The sequence below is a fragment of the Niastella vici genome (assembly GCF_002077945.1).
Classification (GTDB): domain Bacteria; phylum Bacteroidota; class Bacteroidia; order Chitinophagales; family Chitinophagaceae; genus Niastella; species Niastella vici.
In genome coordinates, this window is sequence record NZ_LVYD01000024.1 from 259848 (window position 1) to 277356 (window position 17509).

Annotated in this window: 15 protein-coding genes; 4 read left to right on the forward strand and 11 right to left on the reverse strand. The window is 44.6% G+C overall.

Annotated features, from left to right (window positions below; genetic code table 11):
* Positions 1-20 precede the first annotated feature (20 nt).
* Positions 21-1655 (forward strand): amidase, encoded by a 1635-nt coding sequence (locus A3860_RS08670; protein WP_081146156.1) that lies wholly within the window; start codon positions 21-23, stop codon positions 1653-1655.
* Positions 1656-1851: 196 nt separating this feature from the next.
* Here the strand turns inward: A3860_RS08670 and A3860_RS08675 are convergent, their stop codons facing one another.
* The 3 genes from A3860_RS08675 to A3860_RS08685 form a co-directional block, all read right to left on the reverse strand.
* Complete coding sequence (locus tag A3860_RS08675) at positions 1852-2601, reverse strand: YARHG domain-containing protein (protein ID WP_081146157.1); 750 nt, start codon at positions 2599-2601, stop codon at positions 1852-1854.
* 75 nt (positions 2602-2676) lie between these two features.
* Positions 2677-3132 carry a hypothetical protein gene (locus tag A3860_RS08680; protein ID WP_081146158.1) on the reverse strand — a complete coding sequence of 152 codons (456 nt, stop codon included), beginning with the start codon at positions 3130-3132 and terminating at the stop codon, positions 2677-2679.
* 98 nt (positions 3133-3230) lie between these two features.
* On the reverse strand, positions 3231-4718 hold the full coding sequence (locus A3860_RS08685) for an FAD-binding oxidoreductase (protein WP_081146159.1): 1488 nt from the start codon (positions 4716-4718) through the stop codon (positions 3231-3233).
* Between the two features lie 63 nt (positions 4719-4781).
* Here A3860_RS08685 and A3860_RS08690 point away from each other — a divergent pair, with 63 nt between their 5' ends.
* Complete coding sequence (locus A3860_RS08690) at positions 4782-5753, forward strand: carboxypeptidase-like regulatory domain-containing protein (RefSeq protein WP_081146160.1); 972 nt, start codon at positions 4782-4784, stop codon at positions 5751-5753.
* 36 nt (positions 5754-5789) lie between these two features.
* Here A3860_RS08690 and A3860_RS08695 read toward each other — a convergent pair whose 3' ends face one another.
* The 4 genes from A3860_RS08695 to tssD all read right to left on the reverse strand — a co-directional run bounded on the left by A3860_RS08695 (position 5790) and on the right by tssD (position 9242).
* Positions 5790-6200, reverse strand: a complete 411-nt coding sequence (locus A3860_RS08695; protein ID WP_143774010.1) for a hypothetical protein — start codon at positions 6198-6200, stop codon at positions 5790-5792.
* A gap of 27 nt (positions 6201-6227) precedes the next feature.
* Positions 6228-7073, reverse strand: coding sequence for a PAAR domain-containing protein (locus A3860_RS08700; protein ID WP_081146163.1), 846 nt, complete (start codon positions 7071-7073; stop codon positions 6228-6230).
* A gap of 40 nt (positions 7074-7113) precedes the next feature.
* On the reverse strand, positions 7114-8769 hold the full coding sequence (locus A3860_RS08705; protein WP_158085173.1) for a type VI secretion system Vgr family protein: 1656 nt from the start codon (positions 8767-8769) through the stop codon (positions 7114-7116).
* A gap of 77 nt (positions 8770-8846) precedes the next feature.
* A complete protein-coding gene (tssD, locus tag A3860_RS08710) occupies positions 8847-9242 on the reverse strand; it encodes a type VI secretion system tube protein TssD (protein WP_081146167.1) in 396 nt (131 codons plus the stop codon).
* Between the two features lie 348 nt (positions 9243-9590).
* Here tssD and A3860_RS08715 point away from each other — a divergent pair, with 348 nt between their 5' ends.
* Complete coding sequence (locus A3860_RS08715; RefSeq protein WP_081146169.1) at positions 9591-9953, forward strand: hypothetical protein; 363 nt, start codon at positions 9591-9593, stop codon at positions 9951-9953.
* Between the two features lie 115 nt (positions 9954-10068).
* On the opposite strand, the gene A3860_RS08720 is transcribed toward A3860_RS08715, so the two are convergent.
* The 4 genes from A3860_RS08720 to A3860_RS40485 all read right to left on the reverse strand — a co-directional run bounded on the left by A3860_RS08720 (position 10069) and on the right by A3860_RS40485 (position 15381).
* Complete coding sequence (locus A3860_RS08720; protein WP_081146171.1) at positions 10069-10722, reverse strand: hypothetical protein; 654 nt, start codon at positions 10720-10722, stop codon at positions 10069-10071.
* A 12-nt stretch (positions 10723-10734) separates the two neighbouring features.
* A complete protein-coding gene (locus A3860_RS08725) occupies positions 10735-12957 on the reverse strand; it encodes a hypothetical protein (RefSeq protein WP_081146173.1) in 2223 nt (740 codons plus the stop codon).
* Positions 12958-12965: 8 nt separating this feature from the next.
* The gene (locus A3860_RS08730; protein ID WP_158085174.1) at positions 12966-14966 is read right to left on the reverse strand and encodes a transglutaminase-like domain-containing protein; all 2001 of its coding nucleotides are present in this window, start codon (positions 14964-14966) and stop codon (positions 12966-12968) included.
* A gap of 226 nt (positions 14967-15192) precedes the next feature.
* The gene (locus tag A3860_RS40485; protein WP_143774011.1) at positions 15193-15381 is read right to left on the reverse strand and encodes a hypothetical protein; all 189 of its coding nucleotides are present in this window, start codon (positions 15379-15381) and stop codon (positions 15193-15195) included.
* Positions 15382-15969: 588 nt separating this feature from the next.
* Here A3860_RS40485 and A3860_RS08735 point away from each other — a divergent pair.
* Entirely contained in the window at positions 15970-17028 is a 1059-nt protein-coding gene (locus A3860_RS08735; RefSeq protein ID WP_081146176.1) for a hypothetical protein, read from the forward strand.
* Positions 17029-17509: the final 481 nt, after the last annotated feature.

The following is a 17509-nucleotide window of genomic DNA, read 5'->3' on the forward strand; positions in this document are numbered from 1 at the left end:
ATCATAACCAAAACTCCCACATGAGATATTTCCTCATCCTCCTGCTGCTCGCCGGCACCGCCAGCGCCCAAACAATAGATACGGCTACCGTATCGCAGGCGCAGAAACTAAATGCGCTGCAATTCACTGCCGCTGAAAAAGATAGCATGATCGATGGCCTCAATAATTACCGCAGCCAGTACGAGAAACTGCACCAGGTAAGCACCCCCAATAGCCTCGCCTACCCCTTTGCTTTTCATCCCGAACCGCCGGGCTTCAAAATACCCACCAAACAGGCGCCCATCAATTGGAGCATTCCGGCCAATGTGCAATTACCGGCCAACCGCAACGAGCTGGCCTTCTACTCCATTCCCCAACTGGCGTCGCTGTTAAAAAATAAAAAGATCACCTCGGTTGCCCTCACCCAATTCTTCCTCGACCGCCTTAAAAAATGGGGCGATACCCTGGAATGCGTGATCACCCTCACCGAAGACCTGGCCCTGCAACAGGCCAAACAGGCCGATGCGGAAATCAGCAAAGGGCAATGGCGCGGCCCGCTCCACGGCATCCCCTATGGCCTCAAAGACCTGTTTGCCGTTAAAGGCTATAAAACCACCTGGGGCTCGGTTCCCTTTAAAGACCAGGTCATCGATGAAGACGCTTTCGTATACACTCAATTGAAAAAAGCCGGCGCCGTACTCGTGGCCAAGCTCACCCTTGGCGAACTCGCGCAAAATGACCAATGGTTTGGGGGCAGAACCCGTAATCCCTGGGACATCACTAAGGGCAGCAGCGGTTCTTCGGCCGGCTCGGCTTCGGCTACCGTGGCCGGACTGGTACCCTTTGCCATTGGCACCGAAACCTATGGTTCCATCACCTCGCCCGCACACCGGTGCGGGGCAACAGGTTTGCGCCCAACATTTGGGTCGGTGAGCCGCAGCGGCGCCATGGTGCTGTCATGGAGTCTCGACAAGGCCGGCCCCATCTGCCGCAGCGCCGAAGACGCGGCCATCGTTTTTTATTACCTGAAAGGAACCGATGGTAAAGACGCCAGCGCCATCGAACGCGCCTTCAACTATACCGGAAAAGCCGATCTCAAAAAACTCCGCATCGCTTATGCCGGCAATTACTTCAAACAAATTCCGCCCAATGGCATGCAATGGTCGGTGCTCAACAAATTCCGCGAACTGGGCGCAAACCCGAAAGAAGTGGAATTTCCCGACTCTACTGTGTACACCTATAATATGATCGGCATTATGATCAGCGCCGAATCGGGCGCCGCCTTCGACGAGCTCACCCGCAGCGATCGCGACGACCTTATTCGCCGGCAGGACAAAAACTTTTGGCCAAACAGCTTTCGCGTGGGGCGCTTTATTCCTGCTGTTGAATACATCAATGCCAACCGCCATCGTTCCCTGCTTATTGAAACAATCAATGATTTTATGAAAGACTATGATGTGGTCATTGTTCCTTCCTTTGCGGGCAGTCAGTTACCCATCACTAACCTCACCGGTCATCCCGTGGTCATACTACCCATCGGCTTTACCCCCGAAGGCATGCCCAACAGTATAACGCTTATCGGCAACCTGTATCAGGAAGCTACCATACTGGCCGTGGCCAAAGCATTCCAGGATGCAACGGATTTTAATAAAAAACATCCGCAAAAGTTTAAGTAAGGGTACGCCCTATATTTTTGGAATCACATCGTTACAAAAAATGATAAAAGTATTTTTGGCGGCCCTGTTGATCCTTACCACTGATCTATATGTTTATCTGGCCGGGATGCACAGTTAGAATATACGCTTGAGTTGATACGGCATAGCAGGTAGCACTTACATGGCTGCTTTGCCGGCCAACCAGCCCTTTCATTCCTCACAGTTGTTCGAACTTTGTAATTGTTTCAATATTTTTCATTTCAATTTCTGTCAAACAATTGGAGACATCTTTTTTAAAGGGATTATACCAATCTTTACTTTTAAAGTATTTTTCCATTTCGCCACCTGGCTGAAATATCAATCCATAATTTGCATAAACGGTGTTACGCATAATTTTCAGCTCCTGCTTCGTCTTTTCCTTAAAGAAGCTTTCCGGCTGAACAGTTTTCGACAGCTGATAACGTTCGCTGTCATCAAAAAATATATCAAGGCTTGTCGAGTAGTGCCCAACCTCCGCACTGTCTTTGCCATAATTTCTTCCCTGTATTGGGTCACCAAAAAGTATTAATGCATTAGTGGTCTTCGTTTTATATTTGTATTCAGTAAATAGTCCACTGTATTTTCCAAAGAAAAATTTGTTACCCTGAACCGGGACCCTGTTAAATGTTTTGCATTGACTTTGCCAACATTGTTTTTTTGTATAAAGATTTGTTGACCAGGTCCCGTTCCATATTTGAACAATTATACTGTCCCTGTTTTTAAAAATTATCAGGTCCCACTCTCCTTCTGAATCTCCAAAACTATAAACACCAACCCTTTGTTCAATTGGTTTTGTCTTGCTTGTAAAGTCTTTTGGATCGTACGTTTCTTCTGTTACCTCATTAAACAGGTGTTTTGGAATTTGTGCCAATAAAGAAGTACTGGTAAAAGCAAATAGCGTTAATAAGAGTTGTCGAATTAAAGACATCTGATCGTCAATTTTAAAAACAGGAGGATGGTCAAAAATATTGATCGTCTATGTTCCTTGCAGATACTGGGGACCTCAATGAAGCGCGATCTTTCCTTTTTTGATCTCAAAGCTGAACAGTCTGTACGTATCTACGGGTTTGCCATCTATTGAGCCGGCTTCCCATTTACCCAAAGCACTGAACACGGCTACTATCTGGCTATCGAGGGTGGCATCTTTCGTTTTGTTGTCCATTTCACATTTAACCATTTCCCCTTTGCAATTTATCCAGAGGCCTACCATCCCCTTGTCTTTGGTTTTGGGATTGTCTTTCAAAAAAGTCGCCCCCGAATCAAGGCGTTTTACTATTTCCTCGTCGGTAACCGCACAAACCGCCTGCTTTTGACCTTTAAACATGGGAAAGGGAGAATATACTTCTTTGTCGTTACAGAGTCCCTGTATGGGTTCCTTTACTTCCACTTTGGCAACAAACTGAGCGCTGAGGCCTGATAATTTCAATACAGCAATGGCAAGAATAATGATCGATTTCATGTTTTTGGTTGGTTATCGTATAAAGAAACAACATTTATTTCCTGAATACAAATTTCATGATACCCAACTTTTATCAATATCCTGGTCCGGCAACCGCTTTATTGATCGCCTCCCTGTATCGACAGGGCATGATAAAAAATATTCAGCGGGTCCCATTGGCGTTTTACCTGTTGCAGCCGCGGATAATTCTCCTTATAATAAAGGGTATACCAGGGAACGCCCGATTTGTTCCATTCGGGGTCGGCCAGGTCGGTATCGGGATGATTGATCATGCAGCCATCGGTTTGTTCATTGGGCACGGGCACCCCGCCGGTAGCAGCGAATAGTTCCTGATAAAAATTACGTACCCAGGCTACAGCAGTTGCTTCACCGGCGGCATCGCCCCAGCCTGTATTGCATGCCAGATCGAGTATACAGTTCCGTTGAGCCGAGGCAGTAGCATCGGGCGGAACCGTATTCACTTTACCGCCATATGTGGCCATGGCCAGCCCTCCGCCAATATTCTCATTGGCGGTAAGGTATTTCCAGGCCGTTGCCAGCTGGCTGCCGGTAAGCGGTTCCCGCAATAACGCATCTTTCACTTTTGCCAGGGCGTTATCGAACCCCGGCATAAACAGTTCAGGAAAAGGATTAAGCGCAAAACGCAGCCAGGGCGTTTCCTCTATCTGTTGTGTATAGGGCAGGCCTTCGGGCCCCGCAATGGCGGCCAGGTGCTCCTGTATAAGGTGGTTGGCATTGGGGCCGGTAGCCAGCCCTTTTATTTGTACCGTGCCCAGGTTGCGATGGTTTAGAAAAAGCAGGCTGAACAGTTGGTTATATTGCGAATCAGGACTGTTGTGCTGGCGGCTCCATTCCCCAAAATTGCGGGCCAGCCGGGTAAACGATAACTCATCAAGATCATTCCAGTTCCACGACACGCGAAAGGTGGTGATGGAAGCGGGCGCTTTGGGCAGTGCAGTAAATGGATCGGAACCGGTAGCATCGGGCGACCGGAGCCAGTAGCGGGTTACAATGCCGAAGTTGCCACCGCCACCACCGGTATGCGCCCACCAAAGCTCCCGGTTGGGGTCAGTTGCTTCGCGGGTGGCAATAACAGCATGGGCCTTTCCCGATGCATCAACGGCCACCAGTTCTATGGCATACAGGTAGTCGGCCGCCAGGCCATATTTGCGGCAAAGAAAGCCGAAGGCGCCACCGAGCACATGCCCGCCCATGCCAATGCCCGGGTGTTCACCGGCCGGCAGCACCACACCCCAACCCAGGAACAACTGGCGATAGGTTTCACCAACGGTAGCGCCGGCTTCCACGGCAAAGGCAGTATGTTTGTGATCAAAATAAATAGCTGTCATCAGTGATAGATCGATCAACACCTGTACGGCGGGGTCGGCCACAAAGCCTTCGAGGCAATGACCGCCGCTGCGTACCACCACGCGCTTTTTGCTGCTGACGGCTTCCTGCACGGCGTTTACCACGTCGTAGGTGCTCCGGGGCAACTGAATATACTCGGGTTTTCCGGTATAGCGTTTATTGAATCGTTTGGCTGCGAGATCGGCATAACGGATATCGGCGGGAGTGATCTTTTCCATGCATTAAATATAAAAAAATAATACCTTCACGATACCAGGGAGGCCCATCAAAATCAATGTGGCATGAGCAATGCTATTTCTGTTTCCATTCAACTAAATAACCCCTGCAGCGAGGATTGGAATGGTATGGAACCAACGGAGCAGGGCCGGTTCTGCAACAGTTGTCAAAAACCGGTGATCGATTTTACTCACTTTACCGATCAACAAATACTGGAATATTTTCTACAGCATCCTTTTCCTGTTTGTGGCAGAATAGGGCACACGCAACGAGACAGGCATTATTCACCCTCAACGGTAAAAACTAACCGGCATTTATCGCCGGTGGCTGCGACGTTGATGACGCTGGCTACTATTACTACGGAAGCGGCGTGTTCGGAGACGGAACGGGTAAAGCCACTACAGGTACAATCAGTTGACAAACAAACACCGGGCGTTCGGGCCGACTCGGTGATCATTTCAGGAACGGTAAAAGATGCACATGGTAAGCGCCTTGAAAATGTGGAAATTGTATTTGATAAATACAAGACATTGACTGATAAGCATGGGAACTTTCAGTTTACATTTTCTTCAGGCAGTCCCAAACCGGGCGTTATTCAATTTTCGTATGCAGGGCTGGAACGGCAGGTACGCAGTTATTATCCGATAATGGGCAGTACCAGCTATGAGGTACAATTTCCTGAAGCCGATTTTCCGCAATTCATTTATGGAGGAAGTATGATCACTTCATTTCACATTCCCGTTCCCGATTCGCTGACAAGATTTCCCTTTCAATCGTTGAATTTGTTGAGCCAAAAAACAAGGTCCTTTTTAGGGAACCTGGCCCAGTTCATAAAAGACAATCCGGTTGTAAAGGTGACGTTAGCCGCTTATTATAAAACATCCAGCCAAAAGGCTGTAAAACTACAGCACCAGATAAAAGATTATCTGGTTGATAAGGAAGGCGTCAACGCGGAAAGATTTGAATTTGCCCAACCGCAATTACGAAAGAAGATCAGGAGCGAAGTGATCATTCAATTTTCATCGGGGGATGAGTGAGGGGTGGGCGAGATACGCTGATAAAGCTAATTGACTTTATTGATAAATTACATCCACTACATCCGACTCCATTTTTATTAACATATGATCATCTGGGTCATAAGAACTGGGATTATAAGCTGAATATTGAACGGTATATTTTTCACCTTTCCGTAGGTCATACGCTTCATTGATATTTACAATAGCTTTAAACTGATCACCTTTATTTAGTTGAACGAAATCCTCAGGTTTAATTTCCCGATTCTTAATAGATTCAATATAATCCACTTCGTTTCCACTTTTATCAATTATCACAAACATATCCCTTTCGATTTTGTTCTTCCAACACAAAGTCATTCCATCTAAATAAATGGTATCTGGCATATTATTTTCAAACAACAAGCAAGCCTCCATTACTTCATCCTTAATTACTATAGACATTTGAACTTTGAATATCATTAATCCCATATCTAATAACATTAAAAACTTAAGAAATTAGTTTACTACAAAGTATTCAAAATTGCCAGCATTAGCCAAAGCATCTTTTGGATTTGTTTTTGTCAACTCTAAGCAACGGTCTTTATATACATAATCTTTTGTATTACCGACATCCTTGAAATGAGACAACTCATGTATAACAATTGCGGCCTTCGATTCATTCCCTGATTGGTTAGTTTTCCAGAACAATTCATTTACGAATATCGTATGTGCCTTATCACGACGATAAACTTCTGCATATAAACTCTCATTCTTCTGTTTAATTGACCTATCTTCAAAATTCTCCACCGTCAACTCCTTAACCACCTTCAACGCCCGCTGCATCCTTTCTATAATCGTTCGCACCGCCTCGCCATCATCCCTTCCAAACCACTTCTTAAAATCTCTTAAAGTGTTGAGATCTTGATTTTCCAGTAATGTCAACTTCGTCTCCAATAAATGTGTAGCATCTTTAATTGCCCGCCTGATCGCCCTGTCCTTTTCCTCCTTTGTTAGCGCTGCATTAACCCCTACTCCACCAGGTTCAGCTTCTCCCTTGTATCGAAACTTCCTGCCACCAATAAATACAGAGGTACTTCCCGCTGTAATCACTCCTCCATGCACACATTCATCACCCATCCGCGCTGCTGGTTTGCCATTTATGAATACGGTGGACGAACCCGTTATTATTAAATCCACCGCTCCTTCACAAGCACAGGTATGGCCCACTGTGACAGCTGGTTTATCATTGATCAATACCGTCACACACCCCAAACCAATCTCCCCGCCCATATGTGGCGCGCATCCCGGTGGTACCAACGGACAAACATGCATATCACCTTCCCTTGCTGCCGGTTTACCCAAGCTATGAAAATTTTCAAATTAAAAATTGCACTTATCAGCTTTAATTGAGCGTGATCATCGCTCCAACAACTGCCACCTTTTCTGCAGATCTGATACTTATAGCATCATCACTAATTACCCTCATCTCTCCTTTTGTATCAATCTCAACCACCTGCCCACTTATATTAATTGTTCCATCTTTATTCAATGCAATCATTGATTCGCCACATTTCAACTCCAATACTTTCTTTGCATCTATCCTGATAACGCCTTCCCCATCCAGTTCAAGTTTATTTCCATTCTTATCTGCAATAGATAAACTTCCATTTCCATCGTTCATTATGATCTTTATTCCATTTCGCGTTTGAATGGCTTTTATATCGTTCCCCTCTTTTTCATGCAAAGTGGTGGCGCTTCCATTATTCATTACCCCAGTTATATAGGGCCTGGTTGCATTACCTTCTTCAAAGTTCACCATCACCTCTGCGCCTATTTCGGGCTTCATATACAGCCCATTGCCATTACCGGTATAGGGTGTAACCATTCTTAAAAATGGGCTTACTTCTTTCTCTCCCATCCAATGGAACCGTACCTGTACCCTTCCCAAATTTGCTTTATCATAATTATCAACCACTATCGCAGTCTGCCCGGCACACCAGGGCGCTTTAACAGGTTTTGCGGGCGCTTTTTTTACGGATGCCGGTATAGCCATAAATTCATTCCTATAATTACCCGTGCCATCTAAATAATGCACTAAAGAAATGATCCTGTAGTCGCTTGCTGCTTCCTCCCTGTTTACATGTATTACCCCGGCCGGACGTAATCCCGGCAGATCGCTATAACCAGTCATCTGAACAATATCACTATGCTGTATAGCAACCTTGTTATTCATGACTTCATCAAGCTTCTCTTTATCCTTTACATTTTGCGAGTACCAGTCTTTTGTTACCGCGCCAAATAGCTCTTCCCCTTTTGCCAAAACCTTTGCGCCTACATCGACATGCCCGGTATGATTGGCAATATTTTCTATCAAACTTTCAAACTTTTCATTCTTCACATAATTATGGGCCTTTACCTGCAGCTTACCTGATCTTAACTCAACTCGTTGCACAAACCGGCTCAACTGAATGCCGTATGTCAGGTTAATCGCGGGATCTTTCGGCGTACCTATTACCAGTTTCTGTCCATCATAATACAACCACTCCCCATACTGCCCTGCCAGGCGGGTAATAAACTGCCAGGCTGTTTCATTATACTGCACCTCATAATAAATTGTGTCATCAGAAACAGGTTTGATCGTATATGTTAACCAATCAGCGTAATATTGTTTTAACACATCTTTGACCATACTTTTAACCGATTCCCTGATCCAGGACCTGCGTTGCGGTCCCTGGTCCAATAAAATGGTAGGACTGGCGCCACTGATAACGATCATTCCCGGATGACCATTTTCGCTGCCAACAGCCACTTCTGTTATAACGCCCGAAAACGATAAGCTGGATTGCTCCTGAACCGACGTTACCTGTACCTTAATTGACGCCCCCATCAGATCGGCCGATTCATTAAATACCGAATGCATATCTTTCCCCAACGCTTCTGCAAAACATTCGAGCCGGAATTCATGGTGCGCATATATTCCCTGGCTCAATTTCAAAGAAATAAAATCTTTAATTTCCCGGCCATCAATTTCAAGTATCGTTTCTACTGCGCGTGCCATAGACATGAGTTGGTTTGTTCGCAGGTACAATAATTTCTAACCTGCGGATAATTATGGGTTAATATGGTGTGTGTTGCTTAAAGGCCAGGCCAGCTGTTCTTAAAGACTGTCTCTTCCAGTTTTATTGTATGGGCGCTCAACGTTAACTGCAATAGCACCGGGTATTGACCGGCTGTATCAAAGGTTTCATGATATTCAATGCAAAGTGCATTTTCAAATTCAAGGGTTTTAAAATTGCTGTTATTATCATGCCTGATAAAAACGATCTTACCACTCTTGGTTTGCGAGGTGTTGATCATCCAATCAAATAAACCGGGATGCTTGCAGGTTGCCAGGGTCAAATTAATGGTTCCACCCATTGGCCTCGAACTCGCCTTACCTGATACATCAATGTGTTGATTGAAGCGAAAGCTGCAACGCAGCACTTCTATTTCACTCTCATTCTGCAATTGCAGTCGGGCAATAAACGACATAGTAAAAGTTATTTACTCTATTACAGGATTACCTGCACGGCATACGCATGCACAGGCATATATAATATAATGTACTGTAATGGTTGGACTTTCGGGCTGCCGGGGGTGTGTAGACGTTGCGACAAAAATCAGAGATACTTAACGGAGCTTATAGCTGTATGATCAAATATATGTATTATTCGAATACCTAATACAGTTACCTGATATTTTTTTTAAAAGTGTTTGCCGGTGTAAATATGAACTGTCACGAGGATATCTTTGCACCTGTTTTAAAAATGAAGCCCCGAACAATCCAGGGGCGTCCTTCTGCCTTCCCCAATACCAGAAATTTGATGTATTTTTCTGCCCATGAAAGAGATCCAGGATTTCACCGACAAACAGGCATTCATAGATTTTTTAGCTAGTCGCCCCGAAAAGAGCAAGGCTTATCCTGATATACAATATGACGAACTATATGATATAGCACCGGGCGTATGGTGCATTTTAAATCAGTATACCATTTCATTCAATGGATATAACAAATTCTTTCTTCAAATGCACCCCGAAACCAATGAACTGTTTTTAGGTGACATGAACGATAGTGGGCATGCAACAAGAACCCGCATTATTAAAATTCACCGGTCCGACATCTTTACCAGGCAAGCCTGGCTGGAAGAATGGTACGAGTTCGAAAAAAGCTGGGGACGGCCCTTGAAATTTTGGCTAACATGACATCAACAGCTCTTCGTATAACACTACATGAAGCAGTACAACGATCGTAAAAAAGAAAAACCCTTCAGCACAAACAAGCTGAAGGGTCCGGTATATTTAGTCGCAGAGATGTATTTTAATTCCCGGCAACGCGGAAGCGAAGTCCGGCACTTATATAGGTATGCCTGGGAAACAGCCAGTACACATTATCTCCACTGCCTTCCTGAGAAATATTAAATTGATAGGTGTATCCGCTTTCACCATACAAGCCCAGCCATGATGTAACATAAAAAACACAGCCGGCCCCGCCGCCAATACCAAAACTTAATTGAGTTTCCGGAACAATCCGTGCGTCGCCGCCATCACCGTTTGTTTCTTTTACTCCACCGAATAACCTTCCATTCAGGCTGGCAATAATATAAGGTTTTATTTTCCGGTCCTCGTTGTTCTCCAATAAATGATAGCCCAAATTCATTGTATAAAAGAGCTGTCCTTTTGTTTTACCCTGTGTAGTTACTTTAGCACCATAATAATCTGTAGTGCCGAATTCAAATTTATAACTGGGGATATATTGAAATTCATATCCTGAAAAGAACTGCTTGCCCACCTTGTCGCTTGCCACAGCAAATGTATAGCCCATAGGCGTTCCCCGGCCATCGCCCAGCGAATAAAACCGGGTGCCGATACTATAGGTGCGGCCTTCTTTTTCAAAGTAATTTGCTTTTTTGTACTGGGCAAATCCACTTAAGCCAATAATAAGAACTAAAAGGGTCAGGTTAAACTTTTTCATGTTTAGGGGTTGTTATTGTTTTGGTTTTAACAGTATGTACTTGAAAGTATTGTTATAGGCTGCATCAATAAATGCCAGCATATCGTTCCATTTTGCAGCAGGAATATTTTTAGCCTTGTAGCATTTTACCACACTGATCATTACGGTACCATTCTCTTCTTTGGCGGTGCAGGTAAAGCTACCGGTTTCATTTTCCACCTTTTTATTTAACTCGGTCAACCCTTCTGCCGTATAACCGGCCGGTATTTTAAACTGAATATTCCAGGTATACGTTTTTGGAGAACGTACATCGATATCAAATTTGCGGTTCCTTTCTTCTTTTTTGATCTGTAACTGGGAACCGGTTAACCCAACCAGATTGATGAGGTATTTTTTACCTGCTTTCCGAATAAGATCACTCAAATTGAATTCTTCCCTGAACGAAAGCGTACTTTTCTTTTGTGTGCGCCCATCGGTTAACAGGGTAAACTTTACATCGTTTACGGGCTGACTGAATTCACCTTCCAGCGATTCTTTTACATATTCAGGCTTCTTTGCTTTATACTCATCCTTTACGGTTTTCACGGTGTTATTGTATTCATCTACCTGTTTGGGCTTCATCTTTTCGGTTGGGTCTTCCCCGCCATAGCTCTTGTAATCATCAAACATGTAAGGGATGTATTTCAGGGCGCTCACCGTGTTCCTGGCCTTCTGAATACCTTTATAAGAAGAAGTTCTGCTTACCTGCAGTTTTTTCATATCGGCCGATAATTCGGCGTTGATCGTATACTCTGCGGTGTTATCCCCTGCGGTAGTGCCGGGTAAAGTAAACGGTTTTATCTCGGGCACCCCATTCTTTTTTGCCGGTTTATTGATAATATAGGCTTCGTTGCTTAACAGCCTTTCTTCCAGTTCACCGGGGTTCGAATAATCGGTAGCATTAAAGTACAGTCTGTTGCCCGCTTTTATTACGTACCTGATCTCCTGTTCAAACAACACCTGATCCAACCTGCCTATGTTGTTGCTGATACTTATTATGAGTTCCGATTTAATATCGCGCTGATACAGCAGGGACCCGAAGAGGAAGGCGAATTTTTTATCGGTAAGATAATCGCGCATGAATACCACTTTATTCCGCAACAGGTAATACACCATATCGATGTATTGCTGTTCGCCCAGGTCTTTGGCGCCCAGCTTTACCAATTCGGCCCAACACTGGTTAACAACCATTTGCATGGTAACATAGCCGTCTGTAAAAGGCTGATCACCTACCATTTCATAATCTTCCCAGGCCTTGCGGGCCAGTTCTTCTTTAGTGAACCCGGTTTTCACTTCGCCTTTTACGCCAACCAACGCGCCTTTTACATCGTCGCGGTTTGAATAAATGACCTGGAATTTAACCAGGGGATATTGCAAAAACGGACTGATAAAGTTTACGTCTTTTTCAGTATCCCGGTCTTTGTCGGTAAACACATACCGGAAGAACCCTTCTGTGCTGTTTTCTTTTTTAAAGACAGGAGCACCGTTCAATGAAAGCGATTTGAAAAAAGATTTTTCATCTGTTTCTATAGCGATCTCATTGAACATAACCGGATACCCCTTATTGCATATTTCATAATTGGGGCTGAACTCAATATAACCTGAAGCGGTTACATCGAGCTTGCTTTTGGTAGTGGTTACGTATTCCAGGATATCGCCCGGTTCCAGGTTACTAACCGGTACTTTGTAATACTGGTAATTTGAACGGGCCACCTGGTCGAAATAACTCTTGAAGTATTCCGGGATATCGGTCCCGTCTTCCACCCCTACCGCATTCTGCAAATTGATATTTACAGCCGTATCGCCGGGTTTGGTTATACGGGCTATAAAGCCATCTTCCTTTGAACCATAGCGGAAGTAGATCTCTGAAAAAGCATTTACGGCATTGTTGTCGTTGAGCCTGATCTTGAAATGTGTTTTCTCAAAAAAATACAGGCTATGTTCCCGGCGGCTGAAGAACCCACCGCTGCTTTTACGATCGAACAAAACATTGCGCGAAAATCCTATAACAACAGCCGATTCATTGTTCCATTTGGCCGGAATGGCATTGCTGCTAAAAGCCTGCGGTTGCTCGGCAAGCATAAAGCGGGCATTGGTTTCGATATTATCGAGAAAATTTTCATCAATATAGCCCTGGGCCAGGGTGCGGGTGGTATAGCAAATGCACAACACCGTAATAATAAGGCTAAGCGCTGTACGCGATTTATTGATAGTCATGGAGCGGGTTATTTAGTGGTAATGCTGAAAAAGTAGCTGCTGAAGGTCTTGATAGATTCAAGGAATTTTTTCCAGTTCTCAAAGTCGGCAGTGGTGATGGTACTGTTCTTCAGAACGAGCTGTTTTTTAAGGGTGATTTTATTGCCCGATACCACATATTCGCCACTGAATTCGTACCCGTTTTGTTTCAGCTCCAGCTTTTCAGGGATATCTGAAAAATGCTGACCTGCCGCAATGGTCAGTGAGAACTCGTCATCAAAGCTCAGTACATAGTCAAGATCATAACCGCTTTTCCTTTTTTCATTGGGCATATACCTTTCCAGTGTTTTTGGAAAGAAATCGAGGTTGATGTATTTATCGCCCGAAATAGCCTGTACGGCATTGCTCAGGTCGATATTGCCTGAAATAGTCACCGGTATATCGCGGTTGCTGAGGTCACTGGTTTTAACATCCGATGCCTGCACATTGTCGTTATTGAATTCAAGGTAACCGTTCAAAAATTTCTCCCGGCCACTGATGGGCAGGTCCTGGTAATATTGATGAAAATCCTTTCGTTCATTCCCGGTGAGGGTTACCTGAATTTTACCTTTCATGAGGTCGTTGGTAAGCGTAAAATCGGCTTTGGTAAATATTTTATGATCGTTACCTGTTGTAAGTGGCACGGTCTTGATCTCAAATTTATCGCCATTGGCCACCATGGCTTCCTTGCCCTGTATACGGTAAGCGTTCTCGCCAAGGGGCACATACTTTTCTGTGGCATCTAAAAAGTACTCTTTGCCTTTATAATACAGGGTGCTGATGGCATGGTTGTTTACGCACAGTGCGGGCAGCGATTGGGGGTAAGGCAATGCCCGGGTACCGATCCAGGTAAAGCGGGCATCGTAGCCGGCCGCCTTCAACAATTCGGTGAGGAGGTTGGCCATTCCTTTGCAATCGCCGTATTTGTTGGCCAGTACTTCCTGGGCCGATGCCGGTATATAACCGGAGTAACCATCTTCATACGCGATGTACCGTATTTTATCCTGCACCCAGTAATAAATAGCTTTTATTTTGTCGAGATCATTACTTACCCCGCCAGTGATCTTTGCCAGGGTTGGCTTCAGCTTTTCAGGGTCGTTATTGCACATTTTGTACAACCGGTTATTCCAGTTGTATACATCGGCAGTTTTATCAAAGCCCTGTATTGATTCGCCCTTTATTTCAAATGATTTTATCTGTATAATGATATGCGGGTCGGTGTAGGCCCGGCCGATCTGTTTAAATTCACCTTTGTGGGCCGGCAGGTCTTTCATGGTGAACACATAGGTGGTATAACCGCCTTTGGCAGTTTGTTTCCTTTCTATTTTATTCCCGTCGAAACAGTAGGTTTTAAAATCAACCGATAACCAGTCGGGCACTTTAAATTCAAACACCTGTTCGTTGGTTGGGTAAGCCTGGTGAAAGAACAACCGCGTGAGGTATTTGGCATCGGTGTATTCTTTTTTTACCGTAATGCGGGCCATACTTCCTTTATCGTTAAAACGAATGGGATAGTACTGCACCCGGCTGTCGTCGAAAAAGATGTTCTCATCCGTGAGGGAGCGGTCGATGCCCTTCCTGTCGGATGTGAGGTATTTGGAGCCCGACTTAACAGCCTTTTGAAATGTTTTTAACTGAATGAACTTGTTATAGAACTCCGGATAGGTGATGCCGGAATATTTTTTCAGTGAAAGGAATTGCAGTTCCGCTTCTTCCTGTACTATCACCACTTTGTCTTTCAGGGCATTAAGGCCTTTATCGAAGGTGAAGTAGTGATGCGAAGAACGGCAGATCACATTGTCATCCTTGTAAATACGGGCCTGGCGGTCGGCTTCCGCTTCATCATCGGAGCTAACAACCTGCGATTTAGCGGGGTAAAAACAAAACAGGTAAATAATGGAAAGGAAGAGGAATTGGGCCGGGCGGTTGAAGCATGTAGCAACAACTACAGGCGGTAAATGCCTGCCTGCGCCGGGTAAGGGCTTTTTCATGTCTACTAAGGGTTTTTGGCAATGCAATAATATTAAAAAAAAGCCCGGCATAACAGTACCGCAGCTATATTATATAAATATTGTAGGAAAATAATAGGAATTACTGATCGATCGGGGCCCTAAACATCGAAAATACGGCATAAAAAAGCCCCTCCCGTGCCGGCTGGGCCGGGCGGGAAGGGCATCGCGTAGTGCGTGGTACTAAGGGGGTACAGATAGTATGTTATTATTCTTTCATGTTCTTCTTTGTGATCACCCTTCCACCGGGCTTCAGCTGCGCAAAGTAGATGCCTTGCGCCAGCCGGCGGCAATCGATTGCATAACCCGTTTCTTTCAGGGGCGCCGGATACGCAGGCGCCTGGCGGATACAGCGGTTAATAAGCGTATGGAAGACAGCTATCAATTGTGACGGCAAGATGCAGCCAATTTTTTTCGTGATCGAGGGGGATTTTCGGCTAATAAGGGGGTGTAATTCGTTCCCCCCGGCCCCCTGAAGGGGGAGGATTTGCGAGCAACCGCAATCAATTAGCAATAGACAATACATTTGGAAACTAAATGCAACCTAGTCTCAGGAATGTAACAAGCTTAAAAGCCCCCTTTAGGGGGTTTGGGGGTGGGACATAAAAAAGGTCCACTGTAGAAACAGCCGACCTCTAACGATTGCTTGCCATATGAAAAAAACGTAAGTCTTATTAGTGTGAAGCGTTTGCTTCGTGGTAGCTTTCCTCTCTTTCCTTTCTTCACTTACCGTGCTACCGTTTTTCTGCTACAAATGTACAGTGCCTTCAACTTTCCACATAACGCAGTTTGTCACTGGTTTATTATGCCTAACGTGGTTATAGCTTTGAAAAAACGGCTACCAGCCTGCTTATGCGCCAATTTTGATCATGATCTCCGGCATTGTTTTACCGAAATAAAATGTGAATAAGTCCAACAAATTATGGAATACCTACCTTCATGCATCTGGTTATGAAGGGTATGCTCACCAGTTAACTTATATTGTATGCCAAAAATCTCCATCTTTAAAAAATTCATTACCTGCACCCTGGCAGGATTGGTAATTTATGCATCCGCTTTACGTATAAGCTTCACATTTCTGCGGGCATGGATCCCTTTGCGGTTTATAGCTATTCCGCCTTTTTTATTGCTGGCTGCGGCTGTTATTTATGCGGTTATCTGGCTATTCCGGAAAACAAATAACCCCGCCACCCTGGCCTTCTGGCAGGGACTTATTCGCTATGGCGTGGCATTTGACCTGGCCTGTTTTGGCTGGGAAAAACTCTTTCATTTGCAGTTGGTAATGCCCCAGAACAAACTCGACATGCCGCTGAGCAGTTTACCATCACAAGACCTGTTCTGGGTTTTCTTCAGTCACTCCTATCCTTTCGCCTGTATTATTGCCGCCTTGCAGATCCTGGGGGCCATGCTACTATTATTCAGGAGGACCAGACTGGTTGGTGCTTTTGTATTACTGCCGGTGCTTGCAAATATTTTATTGATGGATATCTTTTATGATATTGGTATAAGTGTAGTAATTCATGCCTCCATTATGCTATCGGGCACCCTGTATTTCCTGTTCATTGAATTTAACCGGTTAAAGGAATTCTTCTTTGTTGCAAAAGATCAGCTGCCTGCGCTGTCCTTTTCCAAATATGTAAAAATGGGGCTGCGCCTTTCAATTATATATATACCCATCCTGTTAATTGCTATGCATGGCAATCCCGATACAGACCCACAGCTCAGGGGTAAATATGCGGTGAAACAAATAATAGCAAACAAGGCGATAAGCAGCGCCGGTTGTGCCGACAGTTCACTTACCCGGGTATATTTTGAGATTAAAAATGGCTGTGTGTTTGAATTTAATTCCCCGCAAAGAAGATGGTATGGCACTTATAAAAAACAGCATGACTCCCTGCAAATAAAATGGCGTACGCCCGCTGAAAAACCAGGTTTTACCGGTGTACTGTCGCCGGTTAACAATAATGGTACTATACTATTGACCGGGACAATGGGGAGTGATTCAATAAAGATCACGCTACAGAAAATAAAGCTCCCCCATTAGGGATTGGGTTAAAAGAAAAAAGTCCTCTGTAGAAACAGCGGACCTCTAACGATTGCTTGCCATATGAAAAAAACGTAAGTCTAAGTTGTGTGAAGCATTTGCTTCGGGGTAGCTTTCTTCTCTTTCTTTTCTTCACTTACCGTGCTACCGTTTTTCTGCTACAAATGTACAGTGCGGCCATCCATCAACATAATCAGGTTTTTCACGATTTCATTACGCCAAACATTGCTATAGCTTTGCAAAACCTGCACCCAGTGGGCATTTCAGCTGATTTTACCTATTATCTCCGGCAGGTGCAGGCAGGATGGTGCAGGATAGTACCCTTCGGCTTCGCTCAGGGCAATCAATGAAAACTATATGCTGAGAATTACTGGTAGTTATAAGATAAGTATCTTAAAAGATGGCTCCCCCTTCAGGGGGCTGGGGGATGGCATAAAATAAAAAAGGTCCACTGTAGAAACAGCTGACCTCTAACGATTGC